Here is a 20,108-nt window from a genome sequence, read left to right as displayed (position 1 = left end):
GGGCGATTCCGGCGCAGAAAAAGCCGGGAGCCGATTCCGGCTCCCGGCCTCAAGTCCGTCCGCCGCGCTATGCGGCGGCGGATCATGACCCGCCTGTTCCGAATGTCAGAAAAACAGATCGAAAATCAACCCGCTCGGCTGCAACGGCCAGAACATCTGCAGCGACGACTGATAGAAGGCCAACTGCTGAAGCTGCCGGGCCTGCCGGTCCAGCAGGCTGCTGGCCGGCACTTCGTTGTACCGCTCCGCCGCCGCGTCCAGACGGTCCGCGAGGCCGAGGCGGCCGCCGAGCGTCTTCGCCGTCAGTTCGAACGATCCGTTCAGGCTGCGCTCGAGCTGACGCTCGTCCAGCCGGAGCGTACCGTCCGCATTCCGGGTGATGCCGAGCCGCTCGTAAGCCGTCGAGTCGACGATGCGGTCGAAGCTTCTCCGGATCGACGGGCTCAGCAAGCCTTCCGCCTCCCGCAGGCGCCGGTACATCGCGTTGTAGCTTTCCACCAAATCCCGGACCAGCGGGATGATCCGCCCGCCGTCCGGCCGCACCTCGACGGTCACGGGCTCATCCGTCACGGCCAGCAGCGTCGCCGTCACCCTGCCCTTCTCCAGCTCGATCGTGTTCGACTGCGATTCGACCGCCGGACCGCCGTTCACGCTGTAGGAGGCGTTGACCGCCTGCCGCTCCACATGCGCCGCGCCGGTCGCCGACATCGCGTTGCCGGTCACGTCCTCGACCCGGAATGCATGATCCGTGCCGGTCTGGTCGCCGGTCAGCTCGAGCCGCTTCATGCCCGTCTCCGCATCCGTCACGATCGCCGCCGTGACGCCGATCTTCGCCGCATTGACCGCGTCCCGGATCCTGCCCAGCGCCTGCTCGTTCGTATCGTCCGCGCGGATGAACACCGATATCTTCGTCGTCCTGCCGCCGATCGTGATGTTGAACTCGTTCAGCCCGGCGCCCACGACGGACTGGTCCCGGCGAGCCATGCGCCGCTGTTCTTCTGCGACGCCGCGAGCGCGTTCACCTTCACGGAATAGGTGCCGGGAGCCGCGCCGGCTTTCGCCTCGGCCGTCACCTTCCCGCCGTCCGACGATCGCGCCGTCCGCGCCTGGAACGGCGAATCCTGCTGCTGCATCAGTTTCCGCGCGGCTTCCTGCATGCCCTGGGCGGAGCGCAGGAAGTTCACGATGCCCGTCGCGGCCGTCCGGACAAATTGCTGATACGGCTTGCTGTTAAGGACGTATCTCGCGAACAGGGAAGTCTGGTCGATCCGGCTGCCGACGGACGACCAACCGGCGGAAGCGGGACTTCCGACCGGATACCACCAACCTTGCGCGTACGATAAACCGTACGGGATGATCGACGGAACCATGCGCCCACACCTCCCCCTGTTCCTTGTTTTCGGACAATTTCCGGCCGTTTTGTATATCCGAATCCATCTTCGCCTTCGCACAAAGGCCCGCAGTCCGCACGGACCGCGGGATCAACGCGTGATGAGACCGTGCCCGCGGACGCGCTGCCGGCGCATCCACTGCGTGGCGACCCATTTCTCGCCGCGGATGACGGGCGCGCTGCTGTGCAGGGTCAGATGATTGAGCTCCGGATTGCCGTAGAAGTACTCGAAATAGACCGCGGACCCGCGTTTCGGCTTCACCGCGATCTCCAGCAGGGGGAAGACCGTCTCGCCGCCTTCCTCCACGTCGTTCAGATAGATGACCAGCGTGCTGATCCGGTTGTTCCGCGCGGACGGGGTGCCCGGCGCGAAGTAATCGTGGTGCGCCCGGTATTCCTGGCCCGGACCGTAATGGAGCACCTGCAGCCCCTCCGCGTGCTCGACCGGCACGTGCATGAGCTGCGCGATGCGCCTCTCGATGCGGCTGATGAACGGGCTCTCGTCCTCCTCGAAAAACATCCCGCGGCTCGTGCGGATCTCGCTGACCACCTTGTTCACGAGCCGGGACTCCTTCAGACGCGGGGCGGCCGACTCGATCAGCTCACGGCACTCGTCGTCCGTCAGCACCCGCTCGAAGCGCATGATCAGCGGCTCCCGGTTCAGCACCGTTCCCTCCACGACGCAATCATCGAGCGGATAGACGGACTGAACCGGCAGGATCGATGTCTCCTCGCTCATGTCCCTCACCTCATGATGACTGCGGAATTGAAGCAGAAACCATTTTTTTACTGCGTCCCAATTATACATCGGCGCAAACTTTGTCGAACAGCCCTTGTCGACAAATCATCGTGCGATCAACCCAAACTCCCGCCAAAAACATACTTGACACATGTGAATTGTTGGTTTATATTGGGCTCACTCAACCTTTCCGGTTGATCCCGGAATTTCCGGGTCTTTCCCGGCCTGCCGGCGGCCGAAGCTGTTCTTCAACCAGACAGCCGACTATTCGCATAGAGGCATGATCCCCGACGAGGGAAGAAGGATTGGTCCGCAGTCCTTCACCGTCGGGCGGTTATGCCTCTTTCCTGTTTCAAATCCATTCACAGGTGCAGGGATGGGAAGATGGAGAAAATCCGTGTGGAGCGGGTAACCAAGACGTTCGAAACGCGGGAGCCCGGCCGCGGCGGTGGTACCCGGACGCTCACCGCCCTGAAGGATCTCGATTTCACCGTCCGGTCCGGGGAATTCCTCACCCTGGTCGGCCCGAGCGGCTGCGGCAAATCCACCCTGCTCGATCTGCTGCTCGGGCTCGGCAAGCCCACGAAGGGAAGAATCCTGATCGACGGGCGGGAGATCGACGGACCCGGCCTGGACCGCGGGATCGTGTTCCAGCAGTACGCGCTGTTCCCGTGGAAGACGGTGAGGGGCAACGTGGAGTTCGGCCTCGAAGCGCAGGGCATCCCGAAGAAGGAAAGGCGGGAGCTTGCGGACCATTACATCGGGCTGGTCGGCCTCCAGGACTTTGCGAACCACTACCCGCATGAACTGTCCGGCGGCATGAAGCAGCGCGTGGCGATCGCGCGCAGCCTGGCCTGCAACCCGGATGTACTGCTGATGGACGAACCTTTTGCGGCGCTGGACGCCCAGACCCGGGAAGTCCTGCAGGCCGAGCTTCTCCGGATCTGGGAAAAGACGGGGAAGACCATCGTCTTCATCACGCACAGCATCGACGAAGCCGTTTATCTGGGCCAACGGGTGGTCGTGCTCACTTCCCGCCCCGGCACCGTGAAGCAGATCGTCGAGGTATCGCTCGGGAACCGGCTGTCCGAACCGAACCTGAACGCGCATCCGGAGTTCATCCGGGCGCGCACGGAAGTCTGGAATCTGCTGCACGAGCCCGAATATCGCGGCGCTTGCATCTGAACGCGAAGGATTGGAGGAGACCATGGCAGCCTATCCGAAAGCGGAGGGAATCCGCAAACCCGCCGCCGCCCCTTCCCGGTGGCGATGGCGCGCCTTCACACCGCCGGGTGTGCTGAAAAAATCGATCGTGATCATCCTGTTACGGCGAAGCCGGGGAAGCGTTCGCAGGGGAGAACGAACGGAACGGAAACGTCGAAACACTCGGAGGGTAAAGGCGATGATCACGATCAGTCTGTGCATGATCGTCCGGGACGAGGAAGCGGTGCTCGGCCGCTGCCTGGATTCGGTCGCGCCCCATGTGGAGGAAATCATCGTCGTCGACACCGGTTCGACGGACCGCACGAAGGAGATCGCCGGCCGGTACGGCGCGAAGGTGTGCGATTTCGCGTGGATCGACGACTTCGCCGCGGCGCGGAATTTCGCTTTTTCGAAGGCGGGCATGGACTACATCCTGTGGCTGGACGCCGACGATTACCTGACGCCCGAAGACGGCCGGCGGCTGGCGGATCTCAAGCGGACGCTCGATCCGGCGTACAACGCGGTCTCCATGCCGTACATTCTCTCGACGGACGAATCCGGACGACCTTCGTTCATGCTGCGCCGCCACCGGCTGGTGAAGCGTTCCTGCCGTTTCCGGTGGATCGGCGCCGTGCACGAATATCTCGAAGTGCGTGGACCCGTCTTCCACAGCGACGTCTGCGTCACGCACGACAAGAAGAAGCCGCGCACGGACCGGAACCTTCGCATTTATCGCGCGCGGCAGGCCGGAGGGGAGGAATTTTCGCCGCGGGATCTGTACTATTTTGCCAACGAGTTGAGAGACCACGGGCTGTACGAGGAGGCGTGCGAATACTACGAGCGGTTCCTCGACACGGGGGGCGGCTGGGTGGAGGACAACATCCAGGCCTGCCTGAAGCTGGCGGAATGCCGGCGCCAGCTGGGGGACGAGCGGAGGGAATTCGGGGCGCTGTGCCGCAGCTTTCTGTACGACCGGCCCCGGGGCGAATGCTGCTACCGGATCGGCGAATATTTTCTGAATCGGGGAAAGGCGGACCAGGCGGCGTTCTGGTTTCAGATGGCCGTCTCCCTCCCCGTTCCCGAAGACGCGATGGGCATGCGCAACCGGGCGATGACGACGTGGATGCCCCATCTGCAGCTTGCCGTATGTTATTCCCGCCTGGGAAAACATGAACGGGGCTTCCTCCACAACGAGAAAGCCGCGTCCTATGTGCCGAATCATCCGAGCGTTCTGCACAACCGGAAATTCTATGCGCGCGTGCTCGGAATCGAAGCGTCCGCAATCGATCCCTCAATCGCGAACGGTCGATCGGGACCCTCGTCCTGACCGACCGTTCGGTATTCCGCGGCTCAGATCGCGGACCGGGGCGTGATGCAGAATTCCCCTTCGCGGGTGCCGGCGGCGGGCAGCGCGAATCCCGTTTCCTCACGCCCGGCTCCGGGAAGGAACCGGCGCCTCCAGTTCCCTGACCAGCTCATCCAGCATCGCATCCAGCCGCTTCTTCAATTCGTCGTCCAGATCGAATTGCACGTCCCCGTTCCGTTCCGCGCGCGTCACCTGCACATCCACGGCGTAGACCGAGGGCGCAAACCGCCGGGCGCCCAATGCCGCGGCCACCGGCTTGAACGCGAACTCCACCGCCAGCAAATGGGCGATCGTTCCGCCCATGAACACGGGCGCCACCCACTTGTCGGCCAGAATGTGCTGCGGCAGCACGTCGAGGAACAGCTTCAACAGTCCCGTGTAGGACGCCTTGTAGACCGGGCTCGCGAAAATGACCGCATCCGCGCGCTCCACCCTGCCGACGGCTTCCCGGATTTCCGGATTGTCGGACCGGCCGAGCACCAGGTCCTGGGCAGGCAGGTCCGCCACCCGGATCTCATCCGCGGCATGTCCGCCGAGCGCCAGCCGCCTCCGCACGTGGCTCACGATCCCGTTCAGCCGGGACGCCGCATTCGGGCTTCCGTTCACCATGATCACGCCGGCCAATCTCTCCATCTCCCCTCGCAATCGGACGTGTAAACCATAAAGACCCCCTGATCCCTGCATCTCGCCGTCAAGGCACGCCTTGCGGAAGCTTGATGCAGAGAAAGGAGGTCTCCGGCGGTTCGGTCGAACCCGAATTTACACTATTCCGATTTAATTTATATTATTTGGTATCCTTATCTTAAGTCGTTCCGGCACCGTTGTCAACATCGTTTTTCAAGGTTCCGTGCAGCCTCGTGCAGTACTCGTCCGGCCCCGGCCAATGTTCCTTTCCCCTTTTGCGCTTTTGCGGCAAGGTCTTCAGCCCAAGAGCGGAAAGGGCAAATCCTTGACATGATTAATTGTTAACGATTCAACGGGTTTCATCATCGGGTGAAATCATCAAGATAAATTCCCGTTCATGATCAGACTGAACCGGTCAACCGATCCTCCGCTGTCACGCCATCGCCTCCGCCCGCGGGCTTTGCGCCAATCGGCGCTCCATGCGGGATTTCCTGTAATAGAGCAGCTCATACATCACCGGCACCACCACAAGGGTCAGCAGCGTGGAGCTCGCAAGACCGCCGATCACGACCATGGCCAGCCCGCTGGAGATGACGCTGCCGCCGCCGACCCCTGCCGCCAGCGGCACCAGCGCGCCAATTGTGGCGATGGCCGTCATCAGAATCGGTCTGAGGCGAGTGCCTCCCGCTTCCAGGAGCGCCTCCCGAATCGCAAGTCCCCGCTCGATCTGCTGCCGCACCCGCTCCACCAGGACGATGGCATTGGTGACCACGATCCCGATCAGCATCAGAAAACCGATCAGACTGGAAGCCGACAGCGGTTCTCCCGTTGCCAGATTGCCGGCGAGGCCGCCGATGAGCGCGAAGGGCAGGGAGAAGAGTACCGCCAGCGGCGCCCGTCCTTCGCCGAAGGTGACCACCATCACGACATACACCGCAATGACCGCGACAAACATCGCCATCAGCATGTCGCGGATCATCTGCTGAACCTCCGCGCTGCTCCCGCCTACGGACAGTTCCGCCCCTTCGGGAAGTTCCAGCGCCTCCAGGGCTTTCGTCAGCGCCTGGTTGACCTTGCCCGGCTCTTTGCCCACCATTTTCGCGGTGACGGTCACATATTCCGTTCCGTTCTTGTACTGCAGGGTGCCCGGAAGCCGCACTTGCCGGACATCGGCGATATCCTTCACCCGAATCACCGTGCCGGAGGGCGTCTGGAACGGCAATTCCGCAATGCCGTCCGGCGAGTTCAGGGCATCGCCCTCCAGGGTGAAATACAGTTCGCTGCCCGACATCATGCCGATTTTCGTCTCCGCCAGATACGGCCTGAGCAGGGCGTAAGCCTGGTAGGCGGTCAAACCGTAGCGGAGCGCGTCCTCCTGGCGGACTTCAATCGCAATCCCGTTCGAGCCGTCTTGCAAACATCGGCGATGCCCTCGATGCCTTCAAGCGTCTTCACGACCCGCTCGGCCGCCAAGCGCAGCTGCTCCCTGGAAGACGCCGTAACGGTAATTTCCACGGCGCCGCCGCCGGTCATGTCATCCTTGACCAGACTGAAGCGGCTTCCTTCGGGCGGCATGGCCCGCGGTCTGATCTCCTCAATGAAACGGTCCAGATCCGTTTCCGGCTTGAAGGCGATGAACCATTCGGCCAAATGGCCGTACGCCTCTCCTTCCATAAGACCGATCAACGCCATGAGCATCGACAGCGGAATCGACACGACCGCGATGAGCGTCGCCCGCACATTGCGCAGGAAGAAGAGAATGACCAGGGAAGCGAACAGCGCGCCCAGCAAGCCTTCCTGCGCCAGCGAATGCACCGACTCCTTCACGTCGGAGGCCCGGTTGTACATGATGAAGGTGCGAATCTTGCCGCTCTTTTCCGCTTCCTCATAGATGCGCAGCACCTTGTCCGCCACTTCCACCGTATTGGCCGCGCTCGACTTCACGATGTTCAGCGTGATGCTGGGCTTGCCGTTGGTCAGGCTGATGACGCCGGTCTCTTTGCCCTGTGTGATGACCGCCACATCCCGGAGACGGACGCTCCCGTCGGGCACGAGACTCAAATCTTCGAGTTGTTCGACCGACCGCAGATCCCCCTGCACGAAGACGGGCAAGATTTCCTCCCCCATCACCGTTTGTCCCAGCGGGATGCTGACATTGCCGGCCTGAATCAGGCTCGCCAATTGATCATAAGTGAACCCGTACTCGGCCATCTTGGCGCCGTCCAGTCGGACATACCAGGCGGACGAATCCTCAAGTCCGATCACCTGCACGTTGCTGACGCCTTCAACGGCCTCCAGTTTCGGCAACAGTTCCCGGGTGACGATGTCGGACAGTTCTTTTTCGGATACGCCCTCCGCGCCGGACACGCTCGTATGCATGACGGGCTGGCCGGTCGTGGAGTAATGCTTCACCTCCGGCTTTTGCGCGTCTTCGGGCAGCGCCACGCCTTCCAACGCCCGGCGGACCTCCTCCTGCCGCCGCTTCATGTCGTCGTGGTGGCCGTATTCCAGCTGCACGACGGACAGATTGTTCATGGATTGCGAGTAAACATGCTTGACGCCTTCCAGATTCCGCAGCGCCTGTTCCACGGGCCGGGTGACCTGTTCCAACACTTCGTCCGGCGCCGCGCCGGGATAGACCGTGATCACGGCAATCCCGGGAATGTCGATATCCGGCAGCTGTTCCTGCCTGAATCCGGCGATGGAATAGATGCCGCCGACGGCGACCAGAACGACCAGCAGCACGATCGCCATCGGATTCCGCAGGGAAAATTCCGTCAGGTTCCTCAACATCCCAAACCCCGTCCTTGTTTCGGAAATCGTTCGACGCCACCCATTGTAGCCGCACACGGGAAGCGCCACGACGGTCCGCAGGATGAATTGGCATCTCACCTTCGGTCCGGCAACCGCTCCGCTTCGGGACGGAAGCATATCCATTTCTTTCTCCTCCCGAACGGAGCCGATCGAGCGAGAGAATCGCCACCGCCGCGATGAACGCGAGGATGAACATGCAGGACGAAATCGCACTGGCGTATCCCATGCCGAAGAAGCGGAACGCCTGTTTGTACATGTAGGTGGCCATCAGTTCGGTTGCGCTGTCGGGACCGCCTTCGGTCATGACGAAAATGAGGTCGAAATATTTCAGCGAACCGATCGTCGACAACGTCGCGGCCGTGATGATCGTCGGCATGAGGAGCGGCAGCTTGATGCGGGTAAACGTTTTCCACGGCGTGCACCCGTCGATGCGGGCCGCTTCGAGCAGCTCTTCCGGAATGCCGGTGAGCCCTGCGCGCAGCAAAATCATGTAGAACGGGACAAATTGCCAGCAGATGGTGGCAATGACCGCGCCCATCGCCGTGGATTTTTCCCCGAGCCAGCTCCGTTGCAGCGATTGGAGGCCGAGGTCGGCCAGCAGTTCATTGAGCACGCCGAACGTCGGGTTGTAAATGAACATCCACAAAATGGCGATCGCGACCGTGGACATCAGGAACGGCAGAAAATAGACCGTCCGGAAAAAGCGCATGCCCCTGATTTTCGACTGGAGCAGCAGGGCCAGCGCCAATCCGAGCGGAATCTGCGTGAAGACGGAGGCAAAGACGAGCAGGACGTTGTTGCCGAGCGACCGGAAAAACACGCGGTCCCGCATCAGATTGGCGTAGTTTTCCAGCCCGAGAAACGCCTTTTCCGCCTGAATCCCCGTCCAGTCGAACAGGCTGTAGTAAAAGGTTGCGAAGATCGGGTAGATGTTGTAGACCGCATAGATGAGCAGGGCGGGCCCGATGAAAAAGAGCAAAAACAACCCTTTGCCCCACTTGTCCTGTCTGCGGATGCGAGCCGCATCGCCGGTCATGGACAGGTCACCCTCCCGCGGGAAGATTGAAAAAGAAGGGAGGCGTACCGCCGCCTCCCTGACCACACCTCACCGGACTCACTTTCCGAGCAAGCGTTGTGCCGCTTCTTCCATTTGCCGCGCCGCTTCTTCCGGCGTCATGCTCTTGCCGAACAGCGCCTGCGTGGTGTCTTTGTGCAGCTCGGCCATTTCCGGCGGCAGGGTTTGATCGTAGAACGGTTGCAGGAAATCGGATTGCTCCAGGATTTCCTTCATCTGGACGGCAAACGGGTCGTTGTATTGGACATCCTTGACCGCCACGACCACGCCTGCTTCATCGACGTACCGCTGTGCCAGTTCTTTGGACGTCAGCGCTTTCAGCAGCTCGACGGCTTCATCCGGATATTTCGTTTTCGACGAGATCGAGAACACCGGGGACACGCCGCCGACGAGATCCGTCGCTTTGCCGAGGCCGCCTTCGACGGACGGGAATCCGAAGATGCCCATTTTGCTTTCGAAATCCGGCATTTCCGAACGGACGACGGTCAGGTACCCCGAGGTTTGCAGTTCCATGGCCGCCTTGCCGGTGTACAGGAACTGGCGGGATTGGCCGGTGTCGAAGTCCAGGCCGTTGAAGCCGGTGACGAAGGCGTTGCGGTCGACGAGATCCTGGATCATTTCACCCGCTTTGATGTAAGCCGGATCGTCGAAGGTGCCGCCCCTGCGTTCGAATGCGGCGTTGAAAATGTCCGATCCGCCCAGACGGTTGGCCAGGTAGATGAACCACAGGGCGCCCGGCCATTTCGTCTTGTTGGCCATGCTGATAGGCGCGATGCCGTTGGCATTCAGCGTATCGATGATGTGGAGCAGGTCATCGTACGTTGTCGGCGGCTCCAGGCCGTATTGCGCAAAGATTTCCTTGTTGTAGAAGAAAAGCGTCAGCGACATGGCGAGCGGAGCGCCGTACAGCTTGCCGTCGAACGTTGCGAGGTTGAGCGCCGCCGGCAGGTAGCGGTCCGCGTCGATCTTGCCGGTGACGTCCATGACCTGGCCGGCATCCACGAACGCCTTCAGCCAGCCGCCGCCCCAGCTGTGGAAGATGTCCGGCGGGTTGTTGCCGCCCATCGCGACCGGCAGTTTCGTCTTGTACGTGTCGTTCGCGATTTGTTCCGCCACGACTTCGACGTCCGGATGCGCATCCATGAATTCCCGGATGGTTTCTTCGATCAGTTCTTTCCGTTTGCCCGTATCGATGAACCAAACCGTCAGTTTTTTCTTCTCGCCGGAAGGCGCGGACGCGGAGCCGGAATCCGACGGCGAGGACGAAGACGAATGTTGCGGGGATCCGCCGTTCGTGGCCCCTCCGCCGCAGGCTGCCAATGAACAGATCAATAAAGCGCCTACAAAAAACCTGGCCCACTTTTTCCGTGCAGACAAGTTTCCCGCCCCCTTTGCGGTTTGTGTCTGCATCGTACCACGGGCCGGATATGTAAAAGAAGCGAGGATGATCAGGAAAAATACCATTTTGCTCAGATATTCCCCGGATTGCGATTGACAACGTTTGCAATCTAAAATGGAAGTGTCTTCATCCCAACGGACTGGAATGTTGCCGCAATGGGCCGATTCCCGTTTTCTTTCTTCCTGACGCTCCACCGCACCAGGACGCAAATCTTCATCAGCTTCCTTGTCGTGATGGGGGTCGTGTTGCTCGTTTCGGGCCGGTACTTGTACCGGAACGTCTCGCGGCTGATCCTGTCCAATGTCGAAGCGCAAGTCGGCGAAACGGCCAACCAGATCAGCGCCCGGCTGGATGCCGTGTTGTCCGAGGTGGATACGCTCACGCTGCAGCTCGCCATGGACCCGCGCGTACAGGAATTGCTGCTCAAAATTTATCGCCATCAGGCGGTCTCGGTCGACGAACGGCTGTCCCTGCGTCCGATCACCGAAAATCTCATGGCGTTCTCCTGGGCCATCGAGGGAGTGGAAATTTACGCCGACCGCGCCCCCCTCTATCCGCTGGACCTGCCCCGGCTTCACGACCGGGTGGACGAGGATGCCATTCGCCTCGCGGAAGAGCGGGGCGGGCCGCTCGTCTGGCGGGGGCAAATCGGGCGCAATCCGGACCAGCTCCTGGCCATCCGGCAGGTGCCGCTCGAAGAGGAAAAGCTGAAGGGCGGAGGGTACATCGTCGCCTGGGTCAGGCCTTCGATCCTGGATTTCATCCGGACCGAATTTTCCTCGCCCAAGGGCATGCTGGTGCGGGTGTACGACGAGAACGGAACGATCGTGGCGGAGAGCGATTCCGCGGCGGAAATGGCGGGGGATCACGCGGCCGGTGCAAACGGATGGGAACGGGCCGCCGGCGACGGGGAGGCCTATCTGAGAATCGACCGGCGCTCCTCGGTCACCAACTGGTCCATCTCCATTCTCGTGCCGAAGCACGCCCTCACCGGCGGTCTGGAACTGTTCCGGCGGGCGCTGGTCTGGTCGCTGCTTGTCGGCACGGCGGTCAGCCTGCTGCTGCTGGGGGTGGTGTCGGGCATGATCACCCGGCCGATCCGCCGGCTTCGCCGGATCATGAACGCGTCCGTGTCCCCGCTTCCCAAACCGAATGACGAAACCTATTTCAATTTTGAAATCAACGAATTGAACCGGGCCTACAACAAACTGGTGGCCAAGCTGCACCACCTGGTCGATACCGTGTACGAAAAGGAGCGGCTCCGAAACATCGCCGAAATCCGGCTGCTCCAGGCCCAGATCAACCCCCATTTTCTGTTCAACACGCTGGATTCGCTGTACTGGAACCTGGTCGCCCGCGGCGAGGAGGAAAGCGCCGCGATGGTCAGCGCCTTCTCCAAGTTGTTCCGCTATTCCATCCAATCCTCCGGCGGAGACGATTGGGTGACGCTGGCCGACGAGATCGAACATATCCGGCAATACCTGACCGTCATGCAATACCGTCTCCGGAACCGGCTCTCCTGGGATTGCAGCACCGATCCGGACTGTTTGCCGCTGCGCCTGCCCAAGCTGCTCATCCAGCCGATCGTGGAAAATGCGATCAGCCACGGCATCGAACCGAAAATGGGGGACGGCCGCGTCTCCGTGACGGTCCGCAAAGCATCCGGAGCGGACGGTCCGCTGCTGGTGATCGGCGTGAAAGACAACGGAACGGGCATGCCGCCGGATAAGCTTCAGGCGCTTCGGAAACGGCTGGACAATCCGCTCCCCGCCGCTGAGACGCCGACGCGCGGCATCGGCCTGTGGAACGTGCAGCAACGCATCCGGCTGTTCTACGGCCGCGACTGCCGGCTGGAAATCGCGAGCATTCCCGGCGAGGGAACGACCGTCACCATGAAATTGCCATGGGGGAGAGTGGCACCATGACCGAGCGTCCCTATCTGATGCTCGTGGTCGAAGATGAACCGGCCATTCGGGAAGGCGTGCTGGGCGCCCTGAAAAAATGGGGAGAGAAACAGCCGGACATCTGGCAATTCATCGCCGCCGCCAGCGGCCCGGAAGGACTGGAGATTGCCCGTTCGCGGCCCGTCGATTTCATGATCTGCGACATCCGGCTGCCCGGCATGAGCGGCATCGACATGCTGGAAAAACTGCGCCGGGAACATTGCGAGACGCCCGCCATCCTGCTGACCGGCTATGCCGAATTCGAGTACGCGCGCAAGGCGCTCTCCCTCGGCGTCGTCAATTACCTGCTCAAACCGGTGGATCAGGTGCAGCTGATCGAGGCCGTGGAGGCGGCGCTGGAGAAGGAAAAGATCGGCTCGCGCCGATCGCGGGAAGCCGATGCGGCTGCCCGGCGCCACGAAACGATCCGGCATGCGCTGGCCCTGATCGCCGAACGGCTGAAGGATCCCGATTTCACCCTGAAAGAGCTGGCCGACCGCGTCCATCTCCATCCCAACTATTTGTCCACGCTGTTCCGGGAGGTCACCGGCATGACCTTCAGCGACTATCTCACCCGGCAGCGGCTGAACATGGCCAAACGGCTCCTGCTCTGCACCGACAAAAAAAATTATGCCATCGCCGAAGAGACCGGGTTCAGCACGGCTAGGTACTTCATCAAAGTGTTCCGTGATTTCGAAGGCGTGACGCCGAAGGAATTTCGCGCCGGCCGGCATCCGGGTGCCTCCTCCGGTGACGAAGACCGGCGCGGCGCGAAGGGAGGGCGATGATGAACAGGCAGCTGGCGTGGTCCATGACCGGTTATTTGCTGCTGATCCTCCTCGTCCTTGCCCTCCCGGTCTGGCTGATGCGGAACGACCGGCTGTCCGACGGTGACAACCGGTCGGCCGAACCGTCCGCCGCGCCGGTGACGGTCACGCTTTGGGCCCAGAAAAGCAATGACGGAAGACAGGCCGGTCTGCTTCGCAGCGTGGAGGCATTCAACCGATCGCAAACCGGCATCCGCATCGTTCCCTATTTCTACAGGGAAGATTTGTACAAGTCGAAGCTGAGGGTGGCGCTGGCATCGGGCAAAATGCCCGACCTGTTCTACGTCTGGTTCGGCCGGTCGTTCGAACACAACATGGTGGAATCCGGCAGGGTGGCCGACCTGACCGACTGGATTGACGGGCATCCCGACTTTCGCGACCGGTTTGAACCGGGGGCGCTGGAGCGGGGGATGTATGACGGGCGCATTTACGGCGTGCCCCATTCCGTCTATCACATGATCATCTGGTACAACAAGAAAATGTTCCTCGAACACGGCCTGGCGCCACCCGTCACCTGGGAAGACCTGATCGAAGCCGTCAGGACGCTGAAAGCAAACGGGGTCGTGCCCATTGCGGTCGCCGGCAAGGAGCGCTGGCCCCTCATCAACTGGTTCGCCTACCTGTCCAACCGCATCGGCGGGAGCGAACCGTTCGAACGGGTGGTCAGGGGCGAAGGCGACTTCACGGATCCGTCCTTCGTCGAGGCGGCCCTGAAAATGCGCGAACTGGTGGAACACGATGCGTTCATCCCCGGCTTTACCGGCATGACGTGGATGAACGTGGAGGACGCGTTCCTGGATGGTGCAGCCGCCATGTATTTGCAGGGCGACTGGTCGGCCGAGAAATATTTGAGCCACGAAGACATCGGCTTTTTCCGCTTTCCCGATCTGGGCGGCGAGGGCGAACTGACCCATTATTACGGCGGATACGGCGCCGGCTGGGCGATCGCCCGGAACGGCAACGTGGATGCGGCGCTTCAGGTGCTGGATTTCCTGCTGAGCCCGACGGAATGGGCCCGCTTCGTCGCCGCCAACACCGCCCCGTCCCCCGCCGTCAACCGGCTCGTCCTGCTGAGCGACACGCCGGGGCCCGTGCTGGAGTATTTGCGATACGTCCAGACCGACGCCACCGGCTATTTCGGCTACTACGACCAGGAGCTCGACCCGAGAAGGGCGCAGCTGCTCATGGATGCGATCCTGAAGCTGGTCCACGAGCCGGAGATGACCCGCGAAGACATCGTCGAATTGCTCGGCTCAATCCGATGATGCAGACGGGCCGTCGTGAACATGCACTTTCCTTTCCGGACGGAAGCGGCTTCCGTCCGTTTTCATCTCTCAAATGGCGTCCCGGCCGTTTTGCCGGGGAGGGCGCCGGGTTCGAGGACGCGGTCGAGAATGCGCTTCTCGAACCAGGCGAAGCCGTTGTCCTTCTCCCGCGGCCGCGCCAGCGGGATCGGGAGATCGAGGGCGACGGCGCCCCGCTCGATCAGGATGACCCGGTCCGCCAGGGCCACCGCCTCGCTCACGTCGTGGGTGACGAGCAGGGCGGTGAACCCCTGCCGGAGCCACAGCCGCTCGATGAGCCGCTGCATCTCGATGCGCGTCAGGGCGTCGAGGGCGCCAAGGGGTTCGTCGAACAGCAGCAGCCGGGGATTGCCGATGAGCGCGCGGGCGAGCGCGACCCGCTGCTTCTGGCCGCCGGACAGGACGGACGGCCAGTCCCGCGCCCGCTCCTCGAGGCCGACGAGGCGCAGCGCTTCCCGCGCCTTCTCCCTCGCTTCCTTCCTGCCGAGGCCCTGCACGCCCAGCATGACGTTCTGCTCCACCGTCTGCCAGGGCAGAAGCCGCGGATCCTGGAACATCACCCGCGCGGACGGATCGAGACCGGCGGCGGGCCGGCCGTCCCGCAGGATGACGCCGCCGCTCGGCGCTTCCAGTCCGGCGATGAGCCGGAGCAGCGTGCTTTTGCCGCAGCCGCTGCGGCCGACGACGGCGACGAATTCCCCCGCCCGGACCGCAAGATTCAGTCCTTCCAGAACGGCGGGGCCGTTCCCGAACCGCTTCGTGACATGCTGCAGATCAATGGACATGCCCCGGACGCCGCCTTGTCCGCCCGGCCGTTCACCGGCCTGCGGACCGTCCGGACGATCCGCCCGTTCCGGGCGTTCCGCTCCGTCTCCCGGCTCCGGAGCGCCGGTCAGGCGGACGGCGGATGGACGTGCGGCCTGCCGAAATGCGGATGCCACTTCAGCCAACTCCTCTCCAATCCCTTCGCCATCCAATCGGAAACTTTGCCCAGCAGGGCATACAGCAAAATGCACAGCACCACCACGTCGAGCTGGAAGAACTCCCGGGCGTTCATCGCCATGTAGCCGATGCCGTCTTTGGACGAGATCGTCTCGGCCACGATCAGGGTCAGCCACATAATCCCGAGCGCGTAGCGCAGGCCGACCAGGATGGACGGCAATGCGCCGGGGAGGATGACCTTGCGGTACAGGGCGCCGCGGCCGAGCCCGTACACGCGGCCCATCTCGATCAGGCCGGGATCGACGCTGCGGATGCCGTGGAGCGTGTTCAGATAGATCGGAAACAGGACGCCGAGGGCGACCAGAAAAATTTTGCCATCGTCGCCGATGCCGAACCAGACGATGACCAGCGGAATCAGCGCCAGGTGCGGGACGTTGCGGATCATCTGGATCGAAGAATCGGTCAGCCTTTCCGCCAGCCGGGCGACGCCGTTCAGGAGGCCGAATACGAACCCGATGCTCCCGCCGATCAGAAACCCGGCGAACGCCCGCCAGGCGCTGACCGCCAGCGAATGCGGCAGCTCGCCGTTCAGCGTGAGGCGGACGGCGGCTTCCGCCACCTGGACGGGCGTGGGCATGATCCGGCTCGAAATGACGCCGAGCGAACCGAGGAGTTGCCAGACCGCGATCACGAGCACCGGCAGGATCCAGGGAAGCACCGGTTCGAAACGGCGGATGGCCGCAGATGTTCCCCGCATCGACCGCCGCCCCCTCAATGCGCCGACGTCCGCAGGGTCGGCCGGATCGAATTGGCGATCAGTTCGCCGAAGGGGCTGATGGAGCTCGGCCCCTGCGGCGCTTTCCGCTCGACGGGCAGAAGCGGGAAGAGCAGGTCGGCTACCCGGTACGCTTCCTCCAGATGGGGGTAGCCGGACAGGATGAACGTGTCGATGCCGAGTGCCTGATACTCCCGCATGCGGGCGGCGACGGATTCCGGGCTGCCGACGAGGGCCGTGCCCGCGCCGCCCCGCACGAGCCCGATGCCGGCCCACAGGTTCGGACCGATCTTCAGCCGGGAGCGGTCGCCGCCGTGGAGCTGCCGCATCCGACGCTGGCCGACCGAGTCGAACCGGGCGAAAATGGCCTGCGCCTGGGCGATCGTCTCGTCATCCACATGCCGGATCAGCTCTTCCGCCGCCCGCCACGCTTCTTCTTCCGTTTCCCGCACGATGACGTGCAGGCGGATGCCGAACCGGACCTCGCGGCCCGCCGCTTCCGCCCGTTTGCGGACATCGGCGATCTTCTCCTTCACCTCTTCGGGCCGCTCTCCCCAGGTCAGATACACGTCGGCGTGCTTCGCCGCCACCGCGTGGGCCGCGGGCGACGACCCGCCGAACCAGACCGGCGGATGGGGCGTCTGCACGGGCGGGAAGAGCACGCGGCCGCCCGAGATCCTGAGGTGCCTGCCGGCGAAATCCACCGTCTCCCCCGCCAACTCCCGGCGCCAAATCTCGAGAAACTCGTCGGTCAGCTCGTACCGCGCGTCGTGCTCGTGGAACAGGCCGTCGCCGGCCAGTTCCACCGGATCGCCGCCGGCCACCACGTTGATGAGCAGGCGGCCGCCGGAAATGCGGTCGAAGGTGGCCGCCATCCGCGCCGCCAGCGTCGGCGACATCAGCCCCGGGCGGACGGCGATGAGAAATTTCAGATGCCTCGTGACGGGAATGAGGGAAGACGCGACGACCCACGGGTCTTCGCAGGAACTGCCCGTCGGGATGAGCACGCCCTCGAAACCGAGCCGGTCCGCCGCCGCGGCGATTTGCGCCATGTAGGTTCCGTCCACCGCCCGCGCGCCGGCGGCGGTGCCGAGATAGCGCCCGTCGCCGTGGGTCGGAACAAACCAGAAGATGCGCATGGATCATTCCTCCTTCAGAAAGGTCGTTCAATCGCCGGCCGCCGGCCGGATCATCGCTTCTTCCACGCGAATGTCCACGGGAATCAGACCAAGCTCCCGGAACGTGTCGGCGATGCGCTGCTGCGCTTCCAGCACTTCGGCGCCGACCCGCTGCACCCCGTACCGGCGCCGCTTGGCGGCCAGCTCCAGGGACGGCACGTCGATGCCGAGCTGCGGCGACAGCAGTTCCGCCAATTCCTGCGGATGGTCCTTCGCCCACTCGTCGATTTTTCCGGCTTCCTCCAGGATGATCTCCACCACGTCCGGATGCCGTTCGACGAAGGAGCGCTCGCCGAGGTAGAACTCATGGTTGTGCACCAGATCGGTGCCGTCGGCCAGAATCCTGGCGCCGGTGGCCGTCTCCGCCGCCGCGAAGAACGGGTCCCAGATGACCCAGGCGTCCACCTTGCCGCTTTCGAAGGCGGCCCGCCCGTCCGCCGGCGGCAGGTAGACGGTCTCGATCTCGTCGTAGCCGACGCCGGCCTGCTCCAGCAGTTTGACCAGCAGAAAGTGCACGTTGGAGCCTTTGTTGAGCGCCACTTTCTTGCCCCTCAGATCGGCGATCGACCGGATGTCCGAATCCTTCGGGACGAGCAGCGCCTCGCTCCGCGGGCTTGGCGGTTCGTGGGCCAGATAGACGAGGGGCGCGCCCGCCGCCTGGGCGAAAATCGGCGGCGCCTCGCCGGTATGCCCGAAGTCGATGCTGCCGACGTTGAGCGCCTCCAGCAGCTGCGGCCCGCCGGGAAACTCCGTCCATTCCACCCGGATGCCCCGTTCCGCGAGCCTCCGGTCCAGCCGGCCGTCCGCCTTGAGAATGTTGAGCGTGCCGTATTTCTGGTACCCGATCCGCACCGTCAGCGTCTCCCCGCCGCCGGCCGCCCGGTCGGTGCCATCGGCTTCGTCTCCGGATGTTCCGGCCGCGGCCTGGCCGCCCGTGCCGCAGGCGGAGAGAAGCAAAGCCGTAAGGAACAGCGCCGCGGTTATCGCGGCCGCCGTGGCGAAAGCCCGCGACTTCAACCGCCGGTGTCCCGCTCTTACCCGTTCAACTCCGCGCATGGGCCGGTACCTCCAGTTCCTTGCCCAGCTCATCCAGCATCGCATCCAGCCGCGCCTGCAATTCGTCGTCCAGCTCGAACCGGACGTCTCCGTTCTCCTCCGTGCGCGTCACCTGCCCGTCCACCGCGTACACCGCGGGCGCGAACCGCCGGGCGCCCAGCGCCGCGGCCACCGGCTTGAACGCGAACTCCACCGACAGCAGATGGGCGATCGTCCCGCCGATGAACACGGGCGCCACCCATTTGTCATCCAGGATGCGCTGCGGCAGCACGTCGAGGAAGAGCTTCAGGAGTCCCGTGTAGGACGCCTTGTAGACCGGGCTCGCGAAGACGACCGCCTTCGCGCGCTCCACCCTGCCGACGGCTTCCCGGATGTCCGGATGGTCGGACCGGCCGAACACCAGATCTTCGGCGGGCAGCTCCGCCACCCGGATCTCTTCGACGGCATGTCCGCCGAGCGCCAGCCGCCGCTGCACATGGTTTACAAGCCCGTTCAGCCGGGAAGCCGCATTCGGGCTCCCGTTCACGATGACCACTCCTGCCAATCTCTCCATCTCCCTTCCAAATCGGATGTGCAAACAAAAAGACCTCCGCATCCCTGCAGCACACCCTCGCGTTGCAGAGAAAGGAGGTCTCCGGCAGTCCGGTCGAACCTAATGTATACTATTCCGATTATTTTTATTGTTTTTGGTATCCTCTATCTTAAGCCGTTCCGGTTCCGTTGTCAACCTCGATTTTCAAGGTTTCGTGTCCCGGGTACGCGATCCCAAGCTTTCACCGCGGACCCCGTTTCCGTATTTCGGCGCGGCGAATCCGACGAATAATGCCGAAAAATGAAACCCGCTTTACGTATTGCCGTATACCCATATCGACCGCGCGGGATTTCTTTCCATAGGCCACGGAATTAGGAGCGTGATCCGCCCGGACATGCAATAAGCACCCTCGGAAAGACGAACCTACGGCTTTCCGCGGGTGCTTTCGTTTTAAGCGATATGTTCCTCTGTCTCGTGTCGGCCCGGACATTTGCAAAAACGATTTCGGGCGCGGACAAGGTGGATCTCACCTTTCGCCATATATAGTTGAAACGCCACTCATGTCCTATAATAATTATCCTGAATTTCGAAAGTAAAACTCTTTTAAAAACATAAAAAGGGCTCCTGTTCTTTGGTAGAATGGTGTTTGACGAAAAAAACTCCAGCCAAAGAAAGGAGCACCTTTAAGGTGAAGTCTACCACACCCGTCAGCAAAATCAAGACAGAATTTTCCCTGCGACATGCGACCAGTTTCGGAGGCGCCAAAATCTTTCTGGAATACCTCGAGAAAATCAAGCTCGCCAAGGCGCTGCAGGGGCTATCGTTTGCGAAGGCAAACAACTCGTTGTTTCCCCTCTACCGCATCCTGCTGTATCTCATTGTCGGCTGGGTGCTCGGCTGCCAGCGGCTCTTTCATTTTCGCAAGTTGCAATATGATCCGC

The 20,108-nt window shown here is 62.6% G+C and carries 17 protein-coding genes and 2 pseudogenes; 6 read left to right on the top strand and 13 right to left on the bottom strand.

Going from position 1 to position 20,108, the window contains the following annotated elements:
- Positions 1 to 105: 105 nt before the first annotated feature.
- From fliD to A9Z00_RS00855, 3 genes are all read right to left on the bottom strand, one after another.
- Entirely contained in the window at positions 106 to 984 is an 879-nt protein-coding gene (gene fliD / locus A9Z00_RS00865; protein WP_296973339.1) for a flagellar filament capping protein FliD, read from the bottom strand.
- Positions 945 to 1,370 (bottom strand): flagellar cap protein FliD N-terminal domain-containing protein, encoded by a 426-nt coding sequence (locus A9Z00_RS00860; protein ID WP_296973337.1) that lies wholly within the window; start codon positions 1,368 to 1,370, stop codon positions 945 to 947. Before A9Z00_RS00860 ends, fliD begins: the two co-directional genes overlap by 40 nt.
- A gap of 111 nt (positions 1,371 to 1,481) precedes the next feature.
- Complete coding sequence (locus tag A9Z00_RS00855) at positions 1,482 to 2,129, bottom strand: 2OG-Fe(II) oxygenase (RefSeq protein WP_296973335.1); 648 nt, start codon at positions 2,127 to 2,129, stop codon at positions 1,482 to 1,484.
- Positions 2,130 to 2,513: 384 nt separating this feature from the next.
- Here A9Z00_RS00855 and A9Z00_RS00850 point away from each other — a divergent pair, with 384 nt between their 5' ends.
- Positions 2,514 to 3,314 (top strand): ABC transporter ATP-binding protein, encoded by an 801-nt coding sequence (locus A9Z00_RS00850; RefSeq protein ID WP_296973334.1) that lies wholly within the window; start codon positions 2,514 to 2,516, stop codon positions 3,312 to 3,314.
- A 217-nt stretch (positions 3,315 to 3,531) separates the two neighbouring features.
- Positions 3,532 to 4,659 (top strand): glycosyltransferase, encoded by a 1,128-nt coding sequence (locus A9Z00_RS00845; protein WP_296973333.1) that lies wholly within the window; start codon positions 3,532 to 3,534, stop codon positions 4,657 to 4,659.
- A gap of 99 nt (positions 4,660 to 4,758) precedes the next feature.
- Here the strand turns inward: A9Z00_RS00845 and ssuE (A9Z00_RS00840) are convergent, their stop codons facing one another.
- From ssuE (A9Z00_RS00840) to A9Z00_RS00820, 5 genes and pseudogenes are all read right to left on the bottom strand, one after another.
- Positions 4,759 to 5,313: an NADPH-dependent FMN reductase gene (gene ssuE / locus A9Z00_RS00840; RefSeq protein WP_367188934.1), complete on the bottom strand. Its 555-nt coding sequence runs from the start codon at positions 5,311 to 5,313 to the stop codon at positions 4,759 to 4,761.
- A gap of 442 nt (positions 5,314 to 5,755) precedes the next feature.
- A complete protein-coding gene (locus A9Z00_RS00835; protein ID WP_296973331.1) occupies positions 5,756 to 6,739 on the bottom strand; it encodes an efflux RND transporter permease subunit in 984 nt (327 codons plus the stop codon).
- The gene (locus tag A9Z00_RS00830) at positions 6,673 to 8,115 is read right to left on the bottom strand and encodes an efflux RND transporter permease subunit (RefSeq protein WP_296973362.1); all 1,443 of its coding nucleotides are present in this window, start codon (positions 8,113 to 8,115) and stop codon (positions 6,673 to 6,675) included. The genes A9Z00_RS00835 and A9Z00_RS00830 overlap by 67 nt, the downstream gene beginning before the upstream one ends.
- Positions 8,116 to 8,338: 223 nt before the next feature.
- Positions 8,339 to 8,845, bottom strand: a pseudogene (locus A9Z00_RS00825) (carbohydrate ABC transporter permease); the annotation flags it as partial.
- A gap of 405 nt (positions 8,846 to 9,250) precedes the next feature.
- Positions 9,251 to 10,924, bottom strand: coding sequence for an extracellular solute-binding protein (locus A9Z00_RS00820; RefSeq protein ID WP_296973330.1), 1,674 nt, complete (start codon positions 10,922 to 10,924; stop codon positions 9,251 to 9,253).
- On the opposite strand from A9Z00_RS00820, the gene A9Z00_RS00815 reads away from it, so the two are divergent.
- Genes A9Z00_RS00815 through A9Z00_RS00805 form a run of 3 tightly spaced genes read left to right on the top strand, consistent with a single transcriptional unit; the run spans position 10,853 to position 14,645 of the window.
- Positions 10,853 to 12,535 (top strand): cache domain-containing sensor histidine kinase, encoded by a 1,683-nt coding sequence (locus A9Z00_RS00815; RefSeq protein WP_296973327.1) that lies wholly within the window; start codon positions 10,853 to 10,855, stop codon positions 12,533 to 12,535. The genes A9Z00_RS00820 and A9Z00_RS00815 overlap by 72 nt on opposite strands.
- Positions 12,532 to 13,341: a response regulator transcription factor gene (locus A9Z00_RS00810; protein ID WP_296973326.1), complete on the top strand. Its 810-nt coding sequence runs from the start codon at positions 12,532 to 12,534 to the stop codon at positions 13,339 to 13,341. Before A9Z00_RS00815 ends, A9Z00_RS00810 begins: the two co-directional genes overlap by 4 nt.
- Positions 13,341 to 14,645, top strand: a complete 1,305-nt coding sequence (locus A9Z00_RS00805) for an ABC transporter substrate-binding protein (RefSeq protein ID WP_296973324.1) — start codon at positions 13,341 to 13,343, stop codon at positions 14,643 to 14,645. The genes A9Z00_RS00810 and A9Z00_RS00805 overlap by 1 nt, the downstream gene beginning before the upstream one ends.
- Before the next feature lie 62 nt (positions 14,646 to 14,707).
- On the opposite strand, the gene A9Z00_RS00800 is transcribed toward A9Z00_RS00805, so the two are convergent.
- The 5 genes from A9Z00_RS00800 to ssuE (A9Z00_RS00780) form a co-directional block, all read right to left on the bottom strand.
- Positions 14,708 to 15,469, bottom strand: a complete 762-nt coding sequence (locus A9Z00_RS00800; RefSeq protein ID WP_296973321.1) for an ABC transporter ATP-binding protein — start codon at positions 15,467 to 15,469, stop codon at positions 14,708 to 14,710.
- A gap of 107 nt (positions 15,470 to 15,576) precedes the next feature.
- Entirely contained in the window at positions 15,577 to 16,383 is an 807-nt protein-coding gene (ssuC, locus tag A9Z00_RS00795) for an aliphatic sulfonate ABC transporter permease SsuC (RefSeq protein WP_296973319.1), read from the bottom strand.
- Positions 16,384 to 16,397: 14 nt separating this feature from the next.
- Positions 16,398 to 17,540 (bottom strand): FMNH2-dependent alkanesulfonate monooxygenase, encoded by a 1,143-nt coding sequence (ssuD, locus tag A9Z00_RS00790; RefSeq protein ID WP_296973316.1) that lies wholly within the window; start codon positions 17,538 to 17,540, stop codon positions 16,398 to 16,400.
- A gap of 27 nt (positions 17,541 to 17,567) precedes the next feature.
- Positions 17,568 to 18,596 carry a sulfonate ABC transporter substrate-binding protein gene (locus tag A9Z00_RS00785; protein ID WP_296973315.1) on the bottom strand — a complete coding sequence of 343 codons (1,029 nt, stop codon included), beginning with the start codon at positions 18,594 to 18,596 and terminating at the stop codon, positions 17,568 to 17,570.
- A 25-nt stretch (positions 18,597 to 18,621) separates the two neighbouring features.
- Positions 18,622 to 19,188 (bottom strand): NADPH-dependent FMN reductase, encoded by a 567-nt coding sequence (gene ssuE, locus A9Z00_RS00780; protein WP_483316241.1) that lies wholly within the window; start codon positions 19,186 to 19,188, stop codon positions 18,622 to 18,624.
- Between the two features lie 667 nt (positions 19,189 to 19,855).
- Between ssuE (A9Z00_RS00780) and A9Z00_RS00775 the strand changes: the two are divergent.
- Positions 19,856 to 20,108 (top strand): annotated as a pseudogene (locus tag A9Z00_RS00775) (IS1380 family transposase); the annotation flags it as partial.

It is taken from the genome of Thermobacillus sp. ZCTH02-B1 (assembly GCF_002159085.1).
Taxonomy (GTDB): Bacteria; Bacillota; Bacilli; order Paenibacillales; family Paenibacillaceae; genus Thermobacillus.
This window is presented reverse-complemented; position numbering and strand designations above follow the sequence as displayed.

What these genes read in the sequence shown, in the direction of transcription:
- fliD (WP_296973339.1), bottom strand. Translation starts at nt 984, where the DNA reads ATGGCTCGCCGGGACCAGTCCGTCGTGGGCGCCGGGCTGAACGAGTTC.
- A9Z00_RS00830 (WP_296973362.1), bottom strand. Translation starts at nt 8,115, where the DNA reads ATGTTGAGGAACCTGACGGAATTTTCCCTGCGGAATCCGATGGCGATC.
- A9Z00_RS00800 (WP_296973321.1), bottom strand. Translation starts at nt 15,469, where the DNA reads ATGTCCATTGATCTGCAGCATGTCACGAAGCGGTTCGGGAACGGCCCC.
- A9Z00_RS00855 (WP_296973335.1), bottom strand. Translation starts at nt 2,129, where the DNA reads ATGAGCGAGGAGACATCGATCCTGCCGGTTCAGTCCGTCTATCCGCTC.
- A9Z00_RS00845 (WP_296973333.1), top strand. Translation starts at nt 3,532, where the DNA reads ATGATCACGATCAGTCTGTGCATGATCGTCCGGGACGAGGAAGCGGTG.
- ssuD (WP_296973316.1), bottom strand. Translation starts at nt 17,540, where the DNA reads ATGCGCATCTTCTGGTTTGTTCCGACCCACGGCGACGGGCGCTATCTC.
- A9Z00_RS00810 (WP_296973326.1), top strand. Translation starts at nt 12,532, where the DNA reads ATGACCGAGCGTCCCTATCTGATGCTCGTGGTCGAAGATGAACCGGCC.
- A9Z00_RS00850 (WP_296973334.1), top strand. Translation starts at nt 2,514, where the DNA reads ATGGAGAAAATCCGTGTGGAGCGGGTAACCAAGACGTTCGAAACGCGG.
- ssuE (WP_483316241.1), bottom strand. Translation starts at nt 19,188, where the DNA reads ATGGAGAGATTGGCAGGAGTGGTCATCGTGAACGGGAGCCCGAATGCG.
- ssuC (WP_296973319.1), bottom strand. Translation starts at nt 16,383, where the DNA reads ATGCGGGGAACATCTGCGGCCATCCGCCGTTTCGAACCGGTGCTTCCC.
- A9Z00_RS00860 (WP_296973337.1), bottom strand. Translation starts at nt 1,370, where the DNA reads ATGGTTCCGTCGATCATCCCGTACGGTTTATCGTACGCGCAAGGTTGG.
- A9Z00_RS00805 (WP_296973324.1), top strand. Translation starts at nt 13,341, where the DNA reads ATGAACAGGCAGCTGGCGTGGTCCATGACCGGTTATTTGCTGCTGATC.